Raw genomic sequence first — 20,165 nt, forward strand, 5'->3', positions numbered from 1 at the left:
GTTCCCGTCCTAGAGCGTAATGCGCTTGTTGTCGTGGATGGTCGCGAGCAGCGTCATGCGGAGCTGGTCGAGGTAGCCGTCGACGTCGGCCTCAGTTTCGAGCACCTGACCAGCAGCGGGCAGCGCCAGTTTCTTGATCGAGACGCTCTGTTTGACCGGGGCGGGCACCGGTGTCGGCTTGGAACCTGTGTCGGAGCTGCCGGAGATCGGCAGCTCCGACACCGGGGAAACTCCTGCCGCGTCCAGCTCATCGAGAATTTGCGGGTAGATCGAGTCCGCGAACTGGGAGGCGAGGTTCTTGATCGCGGGGACCTGTGTTTCGCGCTCTACTCGGTCGAGCACGCCCTGGGCGGTGCGTGTAACCGACTGCTGTGCGGCCTCGGTCGCGTCACTATAGGCCTTGCTGGCGGGCACCTGATCCCAGCGGGCCTTGATGTCCGCCGTGGCGGCAGCGCGCTCCGCCACGATCACGTCGCCCAGCTGGTCCTGCAGGGCCTTGACCGCAGCCCCCAATTGGGTGGTCTTGCTGCCCCGGAAGATTTGCGGGTCGTCGAGAGCGAACGCAACCGTGTCGGTGGCGCTGGCGGGCAGGTAGGCAATGTTGGATTGATTCGCCCTCATAAACTCCGCGGCGCTGTCGTAGATGCCGCGCTGGGCACCGTGCAGGAACGCCTTGATCGGATCGATCACGTTGTCCTTCGCGTCGAGCAGGTCGTTGGCGTCGGCAAAGTCGGTCACGAACCACTCGGCCTTGTTCACGCACAGTTCGGTGAGCCTCCGGATCGGCTCGTCGAGCTGGTCGATGAACGGGTACCGGGACCCGGCGCGCAGAGCTTTCAGTTCTGCAAGTTTCGCCTCAAGATGCTCCTTGCCGGCGCGTGCAAGCTCCAACGGATCCTTGGTGATCGCGCCGTCGTCGGTGAACTCGATGACGAACTTCCGGAATGCACTCACCACCTTCGCGTCGAACACCCGCTGGAGGGCGATGACCATGCTCGGGTAGCTCTGCGTGTTGCGCAGCGCCGCGGTGATCTCGGTTCGCGCGAGCACCTTGCCGTTGAGCTGGATCTCGACCTTCGACTCACCCGCGAGGTAGCCGACCACGGCCGCGATCGACCACTGATCCCAGCCGTACGGTCTGGTCGTGTACTTCTCGGTGAGGTGCTTCATCGTCACCTGCACGTGGCGCTTACCACTCATCTCCAGGTGAGCGAGGACATCATCACCGGGTACTGTCAGGATGCTGGTGATCTCCTTGAACAGGCCACCCTCAGGCGGGTTGACGAACGTGGACAGCTGCTGCTCAGTGAAGCTCTTGCCACCCAGGAGGGTGAGATTCGTGTATGTCGCCGCGATGACCTTCTGGAAACCGTCGTTGATCCGAGTCACCGCGTCAGCCGAGGTGACATCAAGAATGCTTGCGTTATGAATTAGGGTCGAGTGGCCGACCGCGTTGCGGAGGCGTTCGACGATTTCTTTTTCCCTCTCGGCGTTCTGGGTGCCCTTGGTTTGCAGGATCGTCTGCTCGAGCGGGGTACGGCTGGCTCCCTGGGCGCGCTTGACGTACTTCTCGGTCTTCAGAAGGAGCCGCAGGTCGGCTAGGATCCGGTCGGTCTCGGGCGGCAGCACAACGCGAAGTTCATCGAGACCGGCACTGTGGGCTTTGATCTGCTCCATGTTGAACTCGGTCTCGGGGCTGGTGAAGTGCAGTGCGAGCTCGTGCTGCTTGCTCATCGCCTGCCCGTCGAGTTTGAACCCGACCGGGAAGTTCTGGCTGTTCTTGCCGTAGACGACCTTGGTCGCCTTGATGACCGATCCGGTGAGCAGGTCGGAGAGCTTCTTGGTGACCTCGGAACTGTCGATGTCGACGTTCTTGATCTCCTGCTCGATTTTCTGCTCCTCGTTGGTGAGGTAGTCGTAGATGTCGCCGTTGCGCTGGATGTAGGTCTGCGCCTCCAGCGCAGCGAGGGCCTCGTTTACGTCCTTGCCGAGCTGCGTGAGGTCAGTGCCGAAACGATCGTGGACCAGCACGGTGAGGTTGCGAGGAGTCGCTTTGAAGGTATCCACGTACTTGACCAGGAAGAGGGCCTTGAGGAGGCGAATCGCAAGCGGCGGCAGCGACGGGCTGCGTTCCGCGTCGTTGATCGCACGCTGGTTCGCTGACTTCAGCGAGGCACGGATACCTTCAAACATCTGGTCGAACGAGGCGAGCTGGCCGAGGGGTTTGTCGGCCAGTGTGCGGGCGACCTCCTGGACGACACCGAGCATGGAACGCTCGCCGACCGAGCTGTTGCGCCCCTCGAAGATATTGTGGTCGCTGATGCCCTCGATCGCGGACTGGAACAATGGGAACTGATAGCTCACGAACGGGTACGTGCCGACGAAGTGGGTCTCGTCCCGGTAGTTTGGGTAGTGGCGGCCCTCGACGAAGTCGAAGAGGGTCTTGAAGTTCGCATGCTCAGTCGCATAGATCGCCGCCACATCGGTTTTCGCAGAATCCGTCTTGTCGAGCAGACGCTTACGGATGACCTCTTCAACGTCCTGGCTGGTGAGCTTGAGCCGGTTCGTGAAACGGGCTTGGATCTTGGAAAAATCGTTGGCCTGCGACTTCGTGCGGTCACCACCGACCTTCTCCATGTCTTCCTGTGAGGTGACGAAGATCCATGCCCTCCCCTTGCACTTGGTTGCCAGGGATTCGGCAATCGTCTGAAGGTTCAGCATCAGCTGGGTGTTCGTGCCGATGAACTGGCCGACCTCGTCGACGAAAAAGTTCAGGCGGAACCCGTCAGATTGCTGGCCCAGCCAGACTGCGACCTCGTCGGCGAAGTCCTCGATCGAAACCGAATAGCTGGTGCTGTATTGACGGATAATGCCGGGACTCTCGGTGCCGTTGACCTCGGCGAAGGCCTGGTCGATATGCCCGGCTTCGAGCGCAGCCTGCTCGCGTCCCTGGTTCCAGGGGATGCCGGCGATGCGCTCGAATGCGGTCTTGAAATCGTTGTACTGCCCGCGGCTGTCGAGGTCGCGTTCGAATCGGGCAATGTGGCCCTGGTTTCCGTAGTATCCGCGGGATTCGTCGAAGATCTTCACGAATACCTTGAGGAGGGCGTCGTTCTGATCCTTCGAGATCAGCGTGGCCTTCTGGTCGATGTTGAACAGCAGGCTTTTCGCGGCGATGCGGTCAGCCTTTTCGATCAGCGCGGGCAGGAAAGCGTCGTCTGCCTTGCCACGGAAGTACCCAGAGACCTTGGCGCGTGGGTAATCGTGGCCATCGATGTCGCCGAGCAGGTGCGCGAGCATCTTCAGCAAGTGTGACTTACCGGAGCCGAAGAAGCCCGAGATCCAGACGCCGTTGGCGTTCGTGTAGTTCGTGTAGGCTTCCAGCACGTGTTCGAGACCCTTGGCTGCTTCGTTCGTGAGGACGTACTCCTCGACCTCCGTGGCGAGGTGGGAGGTGTCATCGGCCTTGATGACTCCCTCAATGGCCCGACTGATCGGCTTGGCAAAAATTTCGTTGATCGTGGTCATCGCTTATGCTTCCTGTTCCAGAATGTCCTTGGCGCGGTAGTAGCTGTCGCTTGCGCTGAGGTTCAGTGCCCGCAGCTGGTGACCACTGGCCTGGGTGAATTCGTACGTCCCCGGGAACCACGCCAGCATCGGGCGACCAGTCACGACGCTCTGCAGGTTCTCCAACACAGTGTGAGTGCGAATGAAGGGAAACACCTCGCCGATGCCTGCGAGGAAGACCATGTCGCTGGGCTCAGCGTCGAGACGGGTGCGGATCGCGGGTGCGAGGTGATCGTGTGGGTCAAGCATGCCCTGCAATGTCTCGCGGAACTCGGCCTTGTCCATGTCCGGTTCCAGCGCCAAGACGCGATCCCAAACCCCACGTTCCCTGAGTAGCTGCACGGCAAGGTCGTAGAGGTTGATCTCCACGACGTTCAATCCGTCGTCGCTGCGGAGCTTCGTAATAACGCGGTCCCGGAGGCCCTCGACGTCACGCGCCCACGCGGGCGGGTAGTGATAGATGAAGAACGGCACCTCCTTGGAGAGGCCCTCCATCTTCAAAAACCGCGTACTGCGCAGTACCTCGTAGACGTGTTTCTCATCGGTCGCGAGGCTTCGATTGGTCGCGCTCATCGCGTCGCCTCCATGGGCAGAGTGGTGGGGAAGAATCGGATGTCGCTTGGGCCGCGTGCAGCAAGGGCTTCGTGGACTCGCTCTGAGAGCACCGCCGGAAGGATGGCGCCTTCCTCGCTGCGGAGGCCAGCTTCATGCAGCATCCGGAAGACGCACTGCCGGAGCTTGACCCGCGTTGAGGGCTTCAACTCATCAAGCTCTGGGTGCCACAAGCTCTTGTTCCTCATGAACCGCTCAAAGTCCTCGGTTCCGAGCGTCGGGGTCATCAGGAGGAACCGTTCGCGAACGACCTCTTCCGCGAAGCCCCCGATCAGCTCGTATCGCCGGCACGCAGCGGCCCACATCAGGTGACAGCGCTCGGTGAGACTCGACTCGGCGACGAGTTCAAGTTCCGAATCATCGAAGACAGCCAAACGCTGGATAGCCTCCCGCGTCACGCGAACACTCGACGAAGTCGTGCGTGCCTGCAGCAGATTTCGCTCCACGACGGCCTGACGTACCCACACCCAGTCGCGCGAGCGTAGATACTCGGCGACGACCACGTCTGCCTCGCGCACCAGGAGCCCCCCGCTGGTGAAAGAAAGTGCATAACGATCGTGCGAGTGGTTGCTTGCGGTCAACGAGGCCTCCTTTCGGGAATTGGCAGTGTGTCAGGATGCGGGCTGACCGGCATTAACGTCGAGTCAATCGGAACCGAGTCCCGCCGCATCGGCGCCACCACCACGGACCCAGCCGTCGATCTCGCTAGCTTGGAATTTCCAAAGGCGCCCGATCTTGTGGGCAGGCATGCCCTTGTCGGCTATCCACGAATAGACGGTGTCCTTCGTGACGCCAAGATGAACAGCGATGTCGTCAGCAGAGAGCCAAGGCTCGCGCATGAGGTTCCTCTCAGTACTCTTGAGGCCCCAGGGACCCGCGCCCCTGATACTACCTGAGAGCCCCCTTTTAACCCGGTTTGACCGGGCGTGGCCGGGTAGCGGCTATCCCTAAGGATGATTAGGGCTTGATGCTGTCACTTTCGAAACAGGACCAGAGGGTAAGCCGCTAACCAGAGGCTTAGGGGGCGAACTGACGCTCTGCTTCGGGCCGGCCGGCGCGCACCCCGTGGCCAGTTCGTACCGGCGCAGCGATGCTGGCCATCTGCGCCCGCGATACGAACAAGGGGAGCGAAGATGACCACCGGAGCAAAACACAAGCGCTTGATCGAAGTTGCCGTCGCCGCAGTTGGCGACGAAGAGCGGCGCTACTTCGCGCCCTGCCGCTGCACCATCGGTGTGGATCACGACGCCTCGGAAATCACTATCAGCCAGTTCGATCCCGACGAGGATGAAGACAGCCAAGACGGCGAGTCGCTCAGCGTCTACGAGGCTGCTGACATCTGGCGCTCGCATGGCGAGGATGGGCGCTCACCTTTGGGGAATGCGACGACGAGCTCCGCCGAGCCGCTGACGGGGACTGAACATTTCCACCAGCAGGGTCTCGTGAGGCGGATCAGTTGAGGTAGCGCCTGACGGTTCGCGGTTGGTGAGCAGCCGTGAGGTCATCGGTGTCGTTCGTGACCAGCTGCTCCAGCCGATCTTGAACCTCGCCAGCCTGTTCCTTTCGGTGGCGACCGGCATGGCGCTGCATACGGGCGCGTCAGCCAATCCCTGGCCCCGGGCCTTTTGGAGGGTCCCATGTGCCAGGAGAAATTGGGTCAGCCGCCACAACGTCGGCCACGCAGTCCTGGTATCTTTGCCAAGCCTCCCACTTGCAGTTGTCCTGATCGTCTCCGGAATCGCATCTCTTGAGATCCTGGGCGTATTTCGTAACGCAGGCTAGTACCGCCGGCGGAAGCGGCGACGGCGCGGTGCTATCTGCGCCCGATACCGGACCAACTGCGAAATCCGGCGCATCGAAGAACCAGTCAAGTGGCGTCGACCCCGGTCTGAACCAGTCCGGCTTAGCGGAGTAGACAGCGGCCCCTAGAGCTAAGTAGCGCGCTTTGCCCTTCTGCAACTCTTGTTTTAGAGCAGTATTTTCCTCTTCCGGTGACCGTTCGTTGGTCATGGCGACGCCTTTCTCTGGATGGGTGATGGCCACAAGGGTTTTCGCCGGAATTGCAGTTGTGCGACTTATCGACTCACGGCACGTTGCCCTGAGTGCCGGTTCCGCTGGCTTTGATGGTCCGCGTGTGGCCGCGCGCATTGGTCGTCAAGACAAGGTCTCCCGATGTGGGTCCCGTCCCCGTCGGGCTGAAAGTCACGTTTACCACCACGGACTGGCACGGTTGGATCCTTCCCGCAAAGCCTGGCCAACTGATCTGCCCCTCGTTAGCGGGCAAATCGACATCGATCGGAAGGCTGCCGGCATTCCGGAGCGTAAAGTTCCGGAAGCGAGAGTCTCCAACGACAACGCGGCCGAAAGAAATGCTGGAAGGAAGAGGACTGATTCGCCGGGTTTCATCAGCAGTGATGAAACCCGGCAGCGTCTCTTCAATCCGCTGGTCCCGTTCAGAGTAAACGACACCGAGGGATGTGTGATCCAGCATCGATCTTGGCGTCACTGCTCCAGCCATTGGCTCGTCGATGGGAACGAACGTGCCTTCGCTTCCGCTCTCTGTGACCCTATTTTCGAGGGTGTACTGCACTGCCCCGGGGTGGTTGCGTTGCCACATAGACCACAGCCGGTCCACGTTTGCATGGTGCAGGTAGAACAGCGGATCGCCAGGAGATTTTGTAGGATCGGCCATCGAACCACCAACCCAACTATGGACTTCGCCATGGTGGAAGCCCTCAATCGCACGGAACCCAAGGAAGTCCGGAGCGTCTAAGTCATCAGCGACGGCGCCAACCGTCGGAAGGTAGTGAGGGTCGCCTGAGGGGGCCCGCGTGATGCACCAATGGTCGAATAGTCCGCCCCTGTTCTCGCGACCTCCGAAAAATGACTTCCACGGTTCGGCTGTCAGGTCGTTCGTGAGCTCGATTTCCTGGGCGGGAGTGCCTGAGCTCTGATCAGCTGGGATGTATGTTCTGGCCCAGTCCCAGTAGGGCAGTCTCACCTGCGGATCGACGCTTCGCAGCTCCGTTTCGAACCGCAGAATGAAGTATCTGTGCCACGGCAGGAAGGCGGGGCCGCCGTGAATCTGGGAGGCGGAGTCACGGTGTTCACGCACGAACTCGGCGACAGTTCCGTTGTCATAAAGAGTGTTCAGGGCTTCAGCGAGCCGGTAGCGGGCTTCGAGGCTCAGCGAGACGAAATTCAATCGGCCGCACGGCATCAGCCGTGAGTCTCCGCCGCCGTGTTCGAGCGGTGCTAGGCGATCGAATATCGGCGCATCGGGCACTTCGATCCGCAGGGCCGTCGCGACTGCACCCAGGAGGGAAGGCGCAGCTGGCGAGAACCCGGATCTGTCCAGTACAAAGCCCGCATGGGTGACGCGGTACGGTTCCGTTTTGCCGTCGATGGACAACGACTCGTGGCCGGCCACTGTCCGCACCCTGACCACGTGCCCGTTCACCTTGTAAGCCCGGGTTCTAATGTCGTTCAGATGCAGCACTGGCTCCAGCATTTCCGGATGCTGGTCGGTCTCCGCCGCCAGCCAGGGCGTCCCGGGCCTCGTAACTTCTTCGCCTGTAGCAGCGGCTCCAAAATCGTCCATGGTGCCCCATCTCCTCATCGGTTGGTGCCGCCCCCAGCGCCGATGCATGTATCCCGGGTCTACCCTCCATTTGATGGGATCGTCAAGCACCTGTTCCCCGACTTCTCGGGGATCGGGCGGTGCGTGTCCGGCGGCGGGCGGGTCGTGCTGAACTCTGCGACGACGCGTTGATGCCAGTGCCCGCTGAAGACATGGTGGGGAACGAGACGGTCCACCGTTTCGCGCAGTAGGACCCGGGTGCGGTCGGCTTGGACGAGGATCTCCGGGGGAAGGTCCAGGCCGGGCTTCAGCGGCACTCCTGCCGGGACATCGTGCGTGATGAGCACGTCCAGCTCCCCGCCGGCTATCAGCCGCGCTGCCTCCTCGGAGGTAGGTTTCTCATCGGCCCCCCAATCTTTACCTTCCCGGCGACGAGCCTTGTCCACTAAGAACGCGCCGCCCAATCCACCGACCCGAAGCCCATCAATGACTGTCCGGCCGCCTTGGGCAGCACTTTGATGTTGCTACGCCAGGTTATGAGACCGTCGTCTTGTACTTTGAGTAGATTTATTTCGGAGAGATTGTCGTGGTTTCCGGGGGAGACCACCAGCGTCATCCCGCGTTCTGCGGCGGGGAGTGCATCAGCTCCCTCTCTGGGGCCTGAAGACCAACACCATGCGAATGGGTCCTGGACCGACTCGAGAACGGCATCAAGCGGCATGGCTCTACCGCTTCAACGCCGGCGACGCCTTAGCCCAGGCCCGGGTATGGCCAGGCGCGCGTCAGCCCGTGTCAGGCACTTCAGGACTGTCTCCCGCACGAGGGCACCGCCTGCCAGTGAGGCTCTGTCCGCACCTCGCAAGAATCGGCTGGCAACTATTGGCAGTGCCTGGCGGCGCCGCTGGCGCTCATTGGACCCTGAACTAGGGTTCCCGCGGCTGAGGCGTCGGATGGGAGCCGGCGGCTCGGCAAAAGCGGCATGGTAAGCCGAGAATTACAACGTTTTTGAGGTCCTGCTAGGAGATCCGGGCGGGATCCGGGTGTGAAGTGGGGCTTCATCGTCTTGTAGCATGCGGCGGGAGACGTTGCTCGCAGGGACGAAAACGACAACAGAACGGGGCGTCCGCGCCCAAGAACGACGATTCCTTTGGCCGATGGCATGCCTTTAGGGCAACTTAGGCAGAATTAGCACTCTTCAAACAAAAGTTTTGGGTTTGTAGAGTCTTTAGATGGCAGCCCCATCCGTATGCTGAACTTGGTGACCGTGGTACCAATTTTGCCGAGATTGCCTTCTCCGATTTTCCCTTACCTTAAACCCCAGATGCTGCCGCCGTTGCGCAATGCATCCCGCGAGGAAGCGGAGCAAGCGGCAGGGCCAGAAATACAGGGGAGACCTAGCCATTTTCGGGCGGTCGTCCTGCTGAACCCGTGCTCAGTGGGCCGCTCGGCTAAGTCTAGGTTCGATGTAACTCTCAATGACGCCGAGCTGTTCCTCGATCAAGACGTAGTGCCGGCCGGTCTGACGGGCCGCGACCGCGGTCGTCCCTGACCCTCCAAAAGGATCGAGCACGCGGTCGCCCTCGTTCGTAGTGAGCTCCACGATTCGTTTTATGAGGCCGACCGGCTTCGCATAGGCGAACGTTTGCAGTCCAGCGTGTCGTTGTTCCTTGTACGCGTCCTCGTTGGTCGGGATACTGTCATCCATGCGCCACGACCACAGATTGGATGCGGCCTTGGGCTTTCCCCCCGGGGCCAGATACGACGGACGGAACGGGCGGCGAGGTACCAGGAAGCGTGCGCCGTCTTCAGCCATCCGTTGCAGTGTCGCTTGGCTGTAGCGGCTGGGGAGCCGCAGTTTGAGGGGCGACGCGTTTTTGCCTTCGCGAACGACCACATCCTCGAGCAACTCAGCTTGTATCCCTGCCGAAGAGTGGTCCCCGGCGAGATACACACCGTCGGGGCAGTTGAATCGCACTGAGTGCGCAGGGAATTCCAGCTGCGTGAGTGCATTCCCGCGGTGCGTGACCGGCACCCTTTTGCCCGCCTCGGTGACTCCGTCGGTGAAGGGCTTCAGCTTCTTTGGATCCTTCGCATAGATGAGAAGGAAGTCTGTTGTGCTGGCAAGAGGCCGACCGGGGAGATAGCTGGGGCGTCGCGTTCGCTCCCAAACGATAGTGCCCACAAATCGCTGCCTGCCTATGGCCGCGTCGCAGGCGGCCTGCGCCGCGCCCAGTTGCCTGTCATTGACATGCAACCAAAAGCTCCCATCGTCGGTCAGCAGGGGCAGGATCCCTGCTGCCACATCAGCGATAAGAGACGCCCATTCCGGATCGGACCGTTCGTCTAGAAAGGGCCCTCGGTCCGACCGGCGTGTGTTGAAGGGCGGGTCAGCGTAGGCCAGATTGAAGGTTCCATGGAGGCCAGCTGCAGCCAGCTCAGGGAGTAACAGGCGGGCGTCCCCATGGAGGATGCGGTCGGTAAGCACGTCCCATTATTTCCCCCCGGGGAGACTTCTCCGAATTGCCGCACACATAGATTCCGACGCTGAAATAACGGTGAGAACGGATGCCAGTGAGGGCCTTCTCATGAGATTCACGGGACATACACCCCAACCGGGGGAGCTTGTTCCGCGATCGAAATTCCGGGCACAGCGTCAGTAAAAAGAGGAACCCGCAGCATTCCTGTGCTTACGAAAGGCCACACTTGACCCCCGAGGAGCTCCCCACGATCGAAGAGCGGCGTGCCGACGCCGAGCGGTTCTATCGTGAGCTGTTCACACGTACGCCGCGCCTTGGGCCAGCGTTCATCGCCAGAACCTGCGGTCGGCGAAGGACCCTAAGAATCATCCAGCAGCGTGCGCGCTCAATCCCGGCCTCGTGCGCTCCCAGCGCCACGTCCTGAGGGCCGAACCGGGCAACATCCTGGTCGGCTTCGACCTCTCACCTGTAGAGCCATCGCTGCTTGCGGTGGCGACGGGCGATCCGGGCCTGATACGCGCCGTCGGTCGGGACAAGGACATCTATGTTGAAATCGTGGCCAAGGTGTGGGGCGGCTCGGCACGCGACGTGGACGAGCAGGGCAAACGCACTCCGGCCGCACAAAAGCACCGCTCCGCCGCAAAGGTGGACCTCCTCAGCCTTATGTACGGGAAGGGTGACAAGATGCTGGCCAACGACCTGCGTTTGCCGATCAAAGATGCTGCCAAGCTCAAACGCCAGATCCTGGACTCGTACCTGACCATGAAGAAGTGGATCGAGCGTCAGAAAAAGTTGGTCGAGTGGGGCGGTACGCCCCAGACGCTGTCCGGCCGTCGCCTTTTCGGGGACACCGGAAAACCGTACACGGCCGTCAATTACATCATTCAAGGGACGGCTTCGGATGTGTTCAAAGACTTTTGCCTCGCCGTCGGAGACCGTCTGCCCGAGGGCGCCCGCCCGTTCCTGCCCGTCCACGACGAAATCGTGATCGAGCGCCGTCCCGATCAGGCGGACGCCGTTATGACGATCCTTGCTAAAGAGATGTATGTACAAGTGGACGGGGTCGAAATTTGGGGTGAACCGGCGCTGCTCGGCGAGCACTGGGGAAAGGCCTGACGAACTGAGCGCCCATCCGTCAGTTGCCTTCAGTGTCTTCGCCGGGGCAGCGCCAGAGGCCGGCTGGGGTCAACCAACGGCATACACATCCCTCCTAGCTCCCGTCTGCGTCCGATCGTCCCCGAATGCCGTCGGCCGTTTCGGCGGGGCGTCCGGAGGAACGGGTCCCGGCACCGGGCTCGGGGGAGCAGTCCGGCTCATTCATTGCAGCCGAGCCTTTGGGTGTACCTACTGGGGTTCCCCAGGCCTACGGAGAGAGTGATCAGGTGCGCCGCACACATGGACGCCCATGAGCCAAAACGTACAAGTAATCGAATGGGTCCGCTCCACAAGGACCTCCCAAGGCATTCCCCCGGTCATTGAAGAAAGGCAGTCCGCTGCGCGGGTGCTCGCCGCTATTGATCAGGCCCGTGACAGAGCGGCTGCCTAGTGCCGCCATTCCGGCGCAAGCCGCCCTGGGTCGAAGACCTTGGCGCCGGAAACGATACGGCGGGGGAGAACAGTTATCTTTACGAAGGCGTCCTCTAGCAAAGCTCGTTTGGTCGCTGGGGAAAGCTGCGGCCATGTGGCCCGCAATTCGTCGCCCGTAACTCGGGTGTGCTGAGGCCTTATGCGCGGTTCGGGCAAAGCGGCTAGGTCTTTCTTCACGGCGCCCGAAGCCACGATCCACTCCTTAACGTCCATTGCGCCGGCGCCGACAAGTTCGGCCAGCTTGTCTTTCCGGGCTTCCAGCTCTGCACGCTTCTGTGCCCAGCCGGCCATGGCGTCGTCGCCTGCATCGACCTGCTCGGCGGGCCGGTCGTGGGCCACGAAGAGAGCCTCAGCTACGAATTCCTCAGTGGATTTGAAGTTGATGCTGATGCTCCCGCAGGCAGCTGCCCCTTCGTTCTTCGGGCAGCGATAGTTTGGGACTTTGGTCTTTCCTGCAAGCCCTCGCACGAGCCCCGACCCGCATTTGCCGCACCGCAGCAGGCCAGTCAGTAGATGCTTCCGGGGGCCCCCGCGGACACTGGCCGATCTTCCAGGGGCCAGTTTGGAGCGAAGTAGCATGCTTGTTTCATCATCAATAATCGAAGCCCAGGCGTCGCGCGCTGAGATGACGCCGTGGTGCTCCCGGTGCCCCGCAATCCGGGCCGACCGCGCTATCCCGATGATGGAGCTGGCACGCCACTGCCCCCCTTGGAGAGTCGGGATGCCCCGATTGTTCAAATCCCTGGCGATGTCGTTGAATCCCTCGCCATCCAGGATCCGCTGACACATTTCCTTCACGATGAGCGATTCTGCTTCGACCACAGTGGCATCTGCAAGGTAACCGTAAACCCGTCGCCCGGGCCAAGCGCCCTTCTTGGCAAGTTCCAAATGCTTGCGCTTAATTCTCTCCTGCCCCTTTTCCCTTTCGTGGGCGGCCACGGCGCCTACGATGTTTGCTTTGAACCGTCCCGAGGAGGTGGCCAGATCTACCTCTCCGCCGTCTGTGATTGAGGAAATCAGGACGTTGGTTGCCAGGGAGATGGCAATGTATTCCTGAAGCTCCGCCATATTTCGATGTAGACGGTCCATGGAGTAAACGAGGACTAAATCGACAGCCTGGTCCTCCATGAGCCGCCTCAGCTGTATATAGGACGGTCTTTTTTTGAGCCCGCTCGCCGAGATGTCGTTGTCTTCGAGCTCAGCCACAATTTCGTAGCCACGATCTTTAGCGTATGCCCGGCAATCAGCCAGCTGCGTCGCTACATTCAGGCCTAGATGCTGTAGGTCCTTCGATATTCGGGTGTAGATGGCGGCGCGAATCTTCATGATGAAAGCCTAGGCGCACGTCCTCAACGCGCCGCCGCTACACGCCGGTCCGCGTGAGCCTCGGCGCTGACCGTCAGATTGCCTTCGCCTTCCTTTGGCTACAAGGCATCTCAGCTTCGAGGGGTTCCCGTAGTCGCCAAGCAAGGTACCCATTGATTCGCGTCCGTTGGCGGACCCAGGGCGTGGCCGCACGAAAGGGGGTCGTCAGAGCAAACCTGAGAGGTTGGCACGCTTCGTGCTGCGCGCCGGCCTCGACTAGGAGTATTCCTTGGCAGATTAACCATTCGATGACGAGGTGCTCTGAGGCGGAGGGTCCGTCCGCTGACCGACTATATATGGACTGGGTACATGCTTTTTCATACGTGTGCCTGACGCCGTCACGAAGATCTGCACCCTACCGTTGCTCGCGGGCGAGAACATTTCCAGTGCCTTCGTGGTTCCCACGGTGGCCTCCTGCATCGACCTGGTGGTCCACTGCAGCCGCCTGCCGAACGGGCGGCGGCAGGTCACGGAGATTCTCTCGCTGGGCCGCCGGGTGGAAAACGGCATCATCGAATCGTCCATGGTCTTCGACCTCTCCGACGGCCGGCTGCGGCCCCGTGCCAGCTCGATGCCGGCGGCGGAGAAATTTGCCCGCTCCGGGTACGACGTCGCGGCGCTGCTGGAGCCGCGCTGATGGCGCCGCTGCTGGGGGTGCTCGGGGGTGCCGGGCTGCTGCTGATCTGGTGGTCCGCCTGGGAACAGCCGCGGCCGGTCCGACGCAGGGAAAGAACCAGTCGGCTGGAGGACCTGCTGCAGGCGGCCGGCATTGAAAAAGTCAGCCGGCTAGGCCTGCTGGCGACATGCCTCGGCGTGGGTGCCTTCGTCACCTGCGTGTTCTTCGCGGCCACCCGGTCCTGGCCGATCTCCTGCTGCTTCGGCCTGTTCGGCGGCTGGCTGCCGCTGGGCCTCGTCAAGTGGCGGGCCCGAAAACGCTCGGCCGTGCTTCGTGAGTTGTGGCCCGACGTCGTCGACCACCTCCGCTCGGCGATCCGGGCGGGCCTGTCGCTGCCGGAGGCGCTGATCCAGCTGGGGGAGAAGGGGCCATCCGAGCTGCGCCCGCTGTTCCGCGACTTTGGCGCCGACTACCGCTCCTCCGGCCAGTTCGACCCGGCCCTGAGCCGGCTGAGGGAACGGCTGGCGGATCCGGTGGCCGACCGCATCGTCGAGGCGCTCCGGCTGACCCGGGAGGTGGGCGGATCAGACCTCGGCCGATTGCTGGGCACCCTCGCGGAGTTCCTGCGCGAGAACGCGCGCACCCGGAGCGAACTGGAGGCCCGGCAGTCGTGGACTGTCAACGCCGCACGGCTCGCCGTCGCCGCGCCGTGGATCGTCCTGGTGCTCCTGGCCAGCCGGCCCGAAGCGGTGGCAGCCTACAACTCGCCCGTTGGGGCCGCGGTGTTGCTCGGCGGACTCCTGGTGTCCGTGGTTTCCTATGCCGTTATGCTCCGGATCGGCGCCCTGCCGCAGGACGAACGGGTCCTTCGGTGAGCGGCCTGATGGCGGGCGCGGTGGCCTGCGGCGTCGTCCTGGGCGGCGGACTCTGGCTGTTTCTGGTGCGGCTGCCGTTCCTGCGGCCCGTCAGCTTCGCTGAGCGCATCGGACCGCAGCTCAGGTCCCACAACGTGGAATCGCGGCTGCTGCGTCCGGCACCGGGCAATGTGACGCCTTTCGGCCCGCTGGAAAGGATCCTCCGCCCGGTCATCCGTGACGGGATCCGTGCCCTAAGCAGGCTGAACCCTGGCTCGTCGGCGCTGAACCGCAGGCTTGCCCGGGCCGGAAGCAGCAAGTCCTCAGTTGATTTCCGCGCGGAGCAGCTGCTCTGGGCGGCCGGCGGATTTGTGGCGGCCGCGGCGATGGTGCTGCTGGTCGGAGCGGCCGGCCGCTTCAACCCCCTGTTCGCGGTGCTGATTGTCGTCGGTACCGGCCTCGCCGGGTTCCTGCTCCGCGACTACGTCCTGGGCGGCCAGGTCAGGAAGCGCGAAGCCCGCATGATGGCGGAGTTCCCCAGCGTGGCCGAGCTGATGGCCCTGGCCGTCAGCGCGGGGGAGAGCGCCACAGGCGCCCTGGACCGGGTCTGCCGCAGAACGCAGGGGGAGCTGTCGAAGGAGTTTTCCCGCGTACTCGCCGATACCAGGGCCGGCAAGCCGCTGGCGGAGGCCCTGCAGGAGTTCTCGTCCCGCACCGAGCTGGGGCCGCTGGTCCGCTTTGTTGACGGGCTGATCGTGGCAGTCGAACGCGGGACACCGCTGGCGGACGTCCTCCGCGCCCAGGCCCAGGACGTGCGGGACACGGCCAAGCGCGAGCTGATGGAGTCCGCCGGCCGTAAGGAAATCGGCATGATGGTGCCGCTAGTCTTCGGCGTGCTGCCGCTGACGGTGGTGTTCGCCGTCTTCCCGGGCCTGGCGGCCGTCAGCCTGGGGCTTTGAGCCGGGCGCAGTGATCAAAGTAGAGACAAAGGGGTAGCTATGAAGACGATGGGTATTCGCACGCTGTTGTTGGTCCGCCTGGCGGGCGTGCTGTTGTGGCGCCCCGGCGCCGCCGGGACGCCTGGCCGGCCGCACCCTGCCAGAGCGCGGAGCGTGGACCCGCGCGAGCGAGGGGACGTGCCCGGCTGGGTGATGATCACCCTGATGTCTGCCGTGCTCGTCGCCGCGCTGCTGGCGCTCGCCGGCCCGGCGCTGGAGGGGCTCTTCAACCAGGCGATGCAAAAAGTCGGGCAGTAGGCGGTGGAGGCAGGTGGCCAACGCGGCTCGGCGGTGGTGGACTTCGTCCTGGTCGGGGCCCTGCTCACGCTGTTCTTCCTCGCGATCGTGCAGCTTGCCCTCGTGCTCCACGTCCGGAACACGCTGATCGACGCCGCCGCCTCGGGGGCCCGGTACGGCACCCTGGCCGACCGCACAGCGGTCGACGCACGGGACCGCACCACCGAGCTGATCGGCGTCGCCCTCACCCCGGAGTTTGCCCGGGATGTCAGCACCGCGGAGACCAGTTACGCCGGCATCCGCACCCTGGAGGTGACCATCCGGGCCCCGCTGCCCGTGATCGGCCTGATCGGCCCCCGCGAGCTGCTGGAGGTGAAGGGCCATGCCGCCATCCAGCCCTGACGGCGGCGACCCCGAGCGGGGGAGCGCCGTCATCGAATTCACCTTCCTCTGCCTCCTGCTGATGGTGCCGGTGGTCTACTTCATCATCACAGTGGGCCAGCTCCAGGGCGGCTCCTTCGCCGTGGTGGGCGCCGCGGACCAGGCGGCGAAGGTCTTTGTCGCCCAGCCCGACGCGGCGAGCGGCCGGGCCGCCGCCGAGCAGGCCGTGCAGTTGGCGCTCGCCGACTATGGCCACCCGGCCGAAAATGCCAGCCTGGAAACCAGCTGCGACCCGGCCGGCTGCACGGCACCCGGGTCCGCGGTCACCGTCACCGTCCGCCTCACCGTGCGGCTGCCCTTCGTGCCGTTCAGCGATGTGCTCAAGCTCGACGCCGGGCAGCTGAGCGCCTCGGCAACCCAGCTCGTCGGGCGGTTCCGGTGACCCCGCCGCCGGCCCGGGTCAGCGGGGACCTCCGCCGCGGCGAGGACGGCCAGCTGATGGTGCTGATCATCGGTTACGTGCTGCTGGCCCTGCTCGTCACCTCCGCGGTCGCGGGGGCCTCCAGCGTCTATATCGAACACAAGAAACTGCTGTCCCTCGCGGATGGGGCGTCCGTGGCCGCCGCGGACAGCTTCACCCTGGGCCAGCTGGAAAGCTCCACCGGCAGCCCCACCGCTGTCCTCAGCGCCGCCAGGGTCCGCAGCACCGCCGCCGACTACCTGAACCGTACCGGAGCCTTCGGCCGGTTCAGCGGCCTCGAAGTCGGCCCGGCCACAGGCAGCCCGGACGGGTCCACCGCCGTCGTGGTCCTCAGCGCCGCCGTGCACCCGCCGATCGTCAACTTCCTGGTCCCGGACGGGGTCCGGATCGAGGCGACGTCGACGGCGCGATCCCGGCTGACGCGCTGACGCGCAACCGGGGTAGGCTTGAAAAACCATGGCAAACATTGATTTTCCCGCAGAAATCCGCGCGCTCCGCGCCACCTACGCCTCCATCGAGAACGTTTCGAATGTCGAGGCGCTGAAGGAAGACATCGCTGAACTGAGCGAGCGCGCCGGCGAACCGAACCTCTGGGACGACCCCGCGGCCGCGCAGGTCATCACCTCCAAGCTCTCGCACAAACAGTCGGAACTGGAACGGCTGAACAAACTGGCCGCCCGGATCGATGACCTGGAAGTCCTCGTGGAACTCGGCCAGGACGAAGACGACGCCGACTCGATGGGCGAGGCTGCCGCGGAACTGGAATCCATCCGCAAGGCGTTGAAGGAGCTTGAGGTCGTTACGCTGCTCTCCGGCGAGTTCGACGAGCGCGAAGCGGTGGTTACCATCCGCGCGGGCGCCGGCGGCGTGGACGCGGCGGACTTCGCCGAGATGTTGCTGCGCATGTACCTGCGCTGGGCCGAACGCCACGGTTACCCGACCACCATCATGGACACCTCCTACGCCGAAGAGGCCGGCCTGAAGTCCGCCACCTTCGAGGTCAAGGCCCCCTACGCCTTCGGCACGCTCAGCGTCGAGGCCGGCACGCACCGGCTGGTCCGGATCAGCCCTTTCGACAACCAGGGCCGCCGCCAGACCTCGTTCGCCGCCGTCGAGGTCATCCCGCTGATCGAGCAGACCGACTCCGTTGAGATCCCGGACAACGAAATCCGCGTCGACGTCTTCCGCTCCTCCGGCCCGGGCGGGCAGTCGGTCAACACCACCGACTCCGCCGTGCGCCTGACCCACCTGCCCACCGGAACGGTGGTGTCGATGCAGAACGAAAAGTCCCAGCTGCAGAACCGCGCGGCGGCCATGCGCGTGCTGCAGTCCCGCCTGCTGCTGCTCAAGAAAGAGCAGGAGGATGCCGAGAAGAAGGCGTTCGCCGGCGACGTCAAAGCGTCCTGGGGCGACCAGATGCGCTCCTACGTGCTCAACCCGTACCAGATGGTCAAGGACCTCCGCACCGAACACGAGGTGGGCAACACCTCCGCCGTGTTCGACGGCGAGATCGACGACTTCATCGATGCGGGCATCCGCTGGCGGACCGACAACCGCAACGCCGAGAAGTAGCCCGCACAGCGCAGCCAAAATCCCGCGACACACCCCCGCGTTCCGGCCCCGGCGCCGTTACCCGTGCGTATAGTCGAGGGGCCGGTGCCCTACTTCCCCCAAAAGAAAGCCCGCGCCCCGGCAGCAGAACTGGTCTGAAAAACGCCCGGCTCCTGCAGGGTACTTAGGGCCATGATCCGTTTCGAAAATGTCACCAAGGTCTATGACCAGAAGGCGCGACCGGCGCTGGGTTCGATCAACCTTGAGATTGACCGCGGCGAATTCGCCTTCCTCGTGGGAGCCTCCGGCTCCGGCAAGTCGACCTTCCTGCGCCTCGTGCTCAAGGAGGACCGCGCCTCCTCGGGCGCCGTCTACGTTGCCGGCCAGAACGTCGCCAAGATTTCCAGCTGGCGGGTGCCGCGGCTGCGCCGGGGGATCGGCGTCGTGTTCCAGGACTTCCGCCTGCTGCCGCAGAAAACCGTGTTCGCCAACGTCGCCTTCGCCATGCAGGTGATCGGCCGGAGCCGCAGCGTCATCCGCGAGACCGTCCCCGAAGTCCTCAAGACCGTGGGCCTGGAAGGCAAGGAGAACCGGCTGCCGCACGAGCTCTCCGGCGGCGAGCAGCAGCGCGTGGCGATCGCCCGCGCCGTCGTCAACCGTCCCGGCATCCTGCTTGCCGACGAGCCCACCGGCAACCTGGACCCCACCACCTCGATGGGCATCATGGGTGTCCTCGACAAGATCAACCAGAACGGCACCACCGTGGTGATGGCCACGCACGACGACGACATCGTCAACGAGATGCGCAAGCGCGTGGTGGAACTGCGCAACGGCGTGGTGATCCGTGACGAGGCCCGGGCCCTGTACACGTCGATGGTGCCGGTGGTCGGCTCGTCCCGCCGCCTGCGGGACGCCAGCGGGGAGGACCGGCTGTGAGGCTCGCCTTCGTCCTCGCCGAGATCGGCAGCGGCCTGCGCCGCAACTTGTCCATGGTGGTCTCCGTCATCCTGGTCACTTTCGTTTCCCTGACCTTCGTGGGCGCGGCCGGCATGCTGCAACTGCAGATCAACCAGATGAAGGGCTACTGGTACGACAAGGTCCAGGTCGCCGTCTTCCTGTGCAGCGACGGTTCGACGGCGCCCGGCTGCGCCACCGGCCCGGCGACCCCGGAGCAGCAGGACACCCTGCGCAAGCTGCTGCAGTCCCCGTCCGTGGCCCAGTACGTCAACGATTTCCAGTACGAGTCCAAAGACGACGCCTACCGTCACTTCAAGGAGCAGTTCTCCAACTCGCCGATCGTGGACTCGGTCACCCCTGACCAGCTCCCCGCCTCCTTCCGGATCAACCTGAAGGACCCGGAAAAGTACCAGGTGATCAGCGAAAACTTCTCCTCCCAGCCGGGTGTGGAGTCGGTCATCGACCAGCGCCAGCTGCTCGAGCGGCTCTTCTCCGCGATGAACGCCGCCTCCCTCGTGGCGGTCAGCGTGGCCGGGGTGATGATCGTCTGTGCCATCCTGCTGATCGCAACCACCATCCGGCTCTCCGCGTTCAGCCGCCGCCGGGAAACCGGGATCATGCGGCTGGTGGGCGCGTCCAAGACCGTGATCCAGCTGCCCTTCATCCTGGAGGGCGTGATCGCGGCCGTGATCGGCGCCGCCCTCGCGTCCGGCACACTCTGGGCGGTGGCCCACTTCTTCCTGGGCGAGTTCCTGTCCAAGCAGTATCCGGACACCGCATTCATCTCCCCAGCCCAGACCCTGATCCTGGCTCCGGCCCTGATCGGCCTGGGCGTCCTGCTTGCCGGGATATCATCACTCCTGACCCTCCGCCGCTACTTGAAGGTTTAGCCTTGCGCAACG

18 protein-coding genes and 1 pseudogene are annotated in these 20,165 nt (G+C 63.6%); 12 read left to right on the forward strand and 7 right to left on the reverse strand.

Features of this window, described 5'->3' with window-relative positions; translation table 11 throughout:
• Positions 1-9 precede the first annotated feature (9 nt).
• The 4 genes from brxC to AC6I9V_RS14060 all read right to left on the reverse strand — a co-directional run bounded on the left by brxC (position 10) and on the right by AC6I9V_RS14060 (position 5,018).
• Entirely contained in the window at positions 10-3,528 is a 3,519-nt protein-coding gene (gene brxC, locus AC6I9V_RS14045) for a BREX system P-loop protein BrxC (RefSeq protein WP_497899857.1), read from the reverse strand.
• 3 nt (positions 3,529-3,531) lie between these two features.
• On the reverse strand, positions 3,532-4,140 hold the full coding sequence (locus tag AC6I9V_RS14050) for a DUF1788 domain-containing protein (RefSeq protein ID WP_497899858.1): 609 nt from the start codon (positions 4,138-4,140) through the stop codon (positions 3,532-3,534).
• Complete coding sequence (locus AC6I9V_RS14055) at positions 4,137-4,760, reverse strand: DUF1819 family protein (RefSeq protein ID WP_497899859.1); 624 nt, start codon at positions 4,758-4,760, stop codon at positions 4,137-4,139. Before AC6I9V_RS14055 ends, AC6I9V_RS14050 begins: the two co-directional genes overlap by 4 nt.
• Positions 4,761-4,823: 63 nt before the next feature.
• Positions 4,824-5,018 carry a helix-turn-helix domain-containing protein gene (locus tag AC6I9V_RS14060; protein WP_497899860.1) on the reverse strand — a complete coding sequence of 65 codons (195 nt, stop codon included), beginning with the start codon at positions 5,016-5,018 and terminating at the stop codon, positions 4,824-4,826.
• Positions 5,019-5,312: 294 nt separating this feature from the next.
• Here AC6I9V_RS14060 and AC6I9V_RS14065 point away from each other — a divergent pair, with 294 nt between their 5' ends.
• On the forward strand, positions 5,313-5,639 hold the full coding sequence (locus AC6I9V_RS14065; RefSeq protein ID WP_497899861.1) for a hypothetical protein: 327 nt from the start codon (positions 5,313-5,315) through the stop codon (positions 5,637-5,639).
• A 623-nt stretch (positions 5,640-6,262) separates the two neighbouring features.
• On the opposite strand, the gene AC6I9V_RS14070 is transcribed toward AC6I9V_RS14065, so the two are convergent.
• Together AC6I9V_RS14070 and AC6I9V_RS14075 are read right to left on the reverse strand one after the other, a co-directional pair.
• A complete protein-coding gene (locus AC6I9V_RS14070) occupies positions 6,263-7,780 on the reverse strand; it encodes a tyrosinase family protein (protein WP_497899862.1) in 1,518 nt (505 codons plus the stop codon).
• Positions 7,781-9,191: 1,411 nt separating this feature from the next.
• Positions 9,192-10,244, reverse strand: a complete 1,053-nt coding sequence (locus AC6I9V_RS14075; RefSeq protein WP_497899863.1) for a DNA methyltransferase — start codon at positions 10,242-10,244, stop codon at positions 9,192-9,194.
• Positions 10,245-10,635: 391 nt separating this feature from the next.
• On the opposite strand from AC6I9V_RS14075, the gene AC6I9V_RS14080 reads away from it, so the two are divergent.
• Positions 10,636-11,352, forward strand: a complete 717-nt coding sequence (locus AC6I9V_RS14080) for a DNA polymerase (protein ID WP_497899864.1) — start codon at positions 10,636-10,638, stop codon at positions 11,350-11,352.
• A 426-nt stretch (positions 11,353-11,778) separates the two neighbouring features.
• On the opposite strand, the gene AC6I9V_RS14085 is transcribed toward AC6I9V_RS14080, so the two are convergent.
• A complete protein-coding gene (locus tag AC6I9V_RS14085) occupies positions 11,779-13,149 on the reverse strand; it encodes a recombinase family protein (RefSeq protein WP_497899865.1) in 1,371 nt (456 codons plus the stop codon).
• A gap of 370 nt (positions 13,150-13,519) precedes the next feature.
• On the opposite strand from AC6I9V_RS14085, the pseudogene AC6I9V_RS14090 reads away from it, so the two are divergent.
• The 10 genes and pseudogenes from AC6I9V_RS14090 to ftsX all read left to right on the forward strand — a co-directional run.
• Positions 13,520-13,825 (forward strand): annotated as a pseudogene (locus AC6I9V_RS14090) (CpaF family protein); the annotation flags it as partial.
• Complete coding sequence (locus tag AC6I9V_RS14095) at positions 13,825-14,679, forward strand: type II secretion system F family protein (RefSeq protein ID WP_497899866.1); 855 nt, start codon at positions 13,825-13,827, stop codon at positions 14,677-14,679. The pseudogene AC6I9V_RS14090 and the gene AC6I9V_RS14095, both read left to right, overlap by 1 nt.
• Positions 14,676-15,617, forward strand: a complete 942-nt coding sequence (locus tag AC6I9V_RS14100; RefSeq protein WP_497899867.1) for a type II secretion system F family protein — start codon at positions 14,676-14,678, stop codon at positions 15,615-15,617. The genes AC6I9V_RS14095 and AC6I9V_RS14100 overlap by 4 nt, the downstream gene beginning before the upstream one ends.
• Before the next feature lie 39 nt (positions 15,618-15,656).
• A complete protein-coding gene (locus AC6I9V_RS14105; RefSeq protein ID WP_349412122.1) occupies positions 15,657-15,914 on the forward strand; it encodes a hypothetical protein in 258 nt (85 codons plus the stop codon).
• A gap of 3 nt (positions 15,915-15,917) precedes the next feature.
• A complete protein-coding gene (locus tag AC6I9V_RS14110) occupies positions 15,918-16,295 on the forward strand; it encodes a TadE family protein (RefSeq protein WP_349412123.1) in 378 nt (125 codons plus the stop codon).
• Complete coding sequence (locus tag AC6I9V_RS14115; protein WP_349412124.1) at positions 16,276-16,716, forward strand: hypothetical protein; 441 nt, start codon at positions 16,276-16,278, stop codon at positions 16,714-16,716. The genes AC6I9V_RS14110 and AC6I9V_RS14115 overlap by 20 nt, the downstream gene beginning before the upstream one ends.
• Positions 16,713-17,183, forward strand: a complete 471-nt coding sequence (locus AC6I9V_RS14120; protein ID WP_497899868.1) for a pilus assembly protein TadG-related protein — start codon at positions 16,713-16,715, stop codon at positions 17,181-17,183. The genes AC6I9V_RS14115 and AC6I9V_RS14120 overlap by 4 nt, the downstream gene beginning before the upstream one ends.
• A 28-nt stretch (positions 17,184-17,211) precedes the next feature.
• Positions 17,212-18,327, forward strand: a complete 1,116-nt coding sequence (gene prfB / locus AC6I9V_RS14125) for a peptide chain release factor 2 (protein ID WP_349412125.1) — start codon at positions 17,212-17,214, stop codon at positions 18,325-18,327.
• A gap of 171 nt (positions 18,328-18,498) precedes the next feature.
• Positions 18,499-19,242, forward strand: coding sequence for a cell division ATP-binding protein FtsE (gene ftsE / locus AC6I9V_RS14130; RefSeq protein ID WP_497899869.1), 744 nt, complete (start codon positions 18,499-18,501; stop codon positions 19,240-19,242).
• Positions 19,239-20,153 carry a permease-like cell division protein FtsX gene (ftsX, locus tag AC6I9V_RS14135; protein WP_349412128.1) on the forward strand — a complete coding sequence of 305 codons (915 nt, stop codon included), beginning with the start codon at positions 19,239-19,241 and terminating at the stop codon, positions 20,151-20,153. The genes ftsE and ftsX overlap by 4 nt, the downstream gene beginning before the upstream one ends.
• Positions 20,154-20,165 lie beyond the last annotated feature (12 nt).

The organism is Arthrobacter sp. SlRoot2-15, assembly GCF_059739345.1.

Coding starts and splice junctions, on each gene's coding strand:
- brxC (WP_497899857.1), bottom strand. CDS start 3,528: ATGACCACGATCAACGAAATTTTTGCCAAGCCGATCAGTCGGGCCATT.
- AC6I9V_RS14050 (WP_497899858.1), bottom strand. CDS start 4,140: ATGAGCGCGACCAATCGAAGCCTCGCGACCGATGAGAAACACGTCTAC.
- AC6I9V_RS14060 (WP_497899860.1), bottom strand. CDS start 5,018: ATGCGCGAGCCTTGGCTCTCTGCTGACGACATCGCTGTTCATCTTGGC.
- AC6I9V_RS14065 (WP_497899861.1), top strand. CDS start 5,313: ATGACCACCGGAGCAAAACACAAGCGCTTGATCGAAGTTGCCGTCGCC.
- AC6I9V_RS14070 (WP_497899862.1), bottom strand. CDS start 7,780: ATGGACGATTTTGGAGCCGCTGCTACAGGCGAAGAAGTTACGAGGCCC.
- AC6I9V_RS14085 (WP_497899865.1), bottom strand. CDS start 13,149: ATGAAGATTCGCGCCGCCATCTACACCCGAATATCGAAGGACCTACAG.
- AC6I9V_RS14095 (WP_497899866.1), top strand. CDS start 13,825: ATGGCGCCGCTGCTGGGGGTGCTCGGGGGTGCCGGGCTGCTGCTGATC.
- AC6I9V_RS14105 (WP_349412122.1), top strand. CDS start 15,657: ATGAAGACGATGGGTATTCGCACGCTGTTGTTGGTCCGCCTGGCGGGC.
- AC6I9V_RS14115 (WP_349412124.1), top strand. CDS start 16,276: ATGCCGCCATCCAGCCCTGACGGCGGCGACCCCGAGCGGGGGAGCGCC.
- prfB (WP_349412125.1), top strand. CDS start 17,212: ATGGCAAACATTGATTTTCCCGCAGAAATCCGCGCGCTCCGCGCCACC.
- ftsE (WP_497899869.1), top strand. CDS start 18,499: ATGATCCGTTTCGAAAATGTCACCAAGGTCTATGACCAGAAGGCGCGA.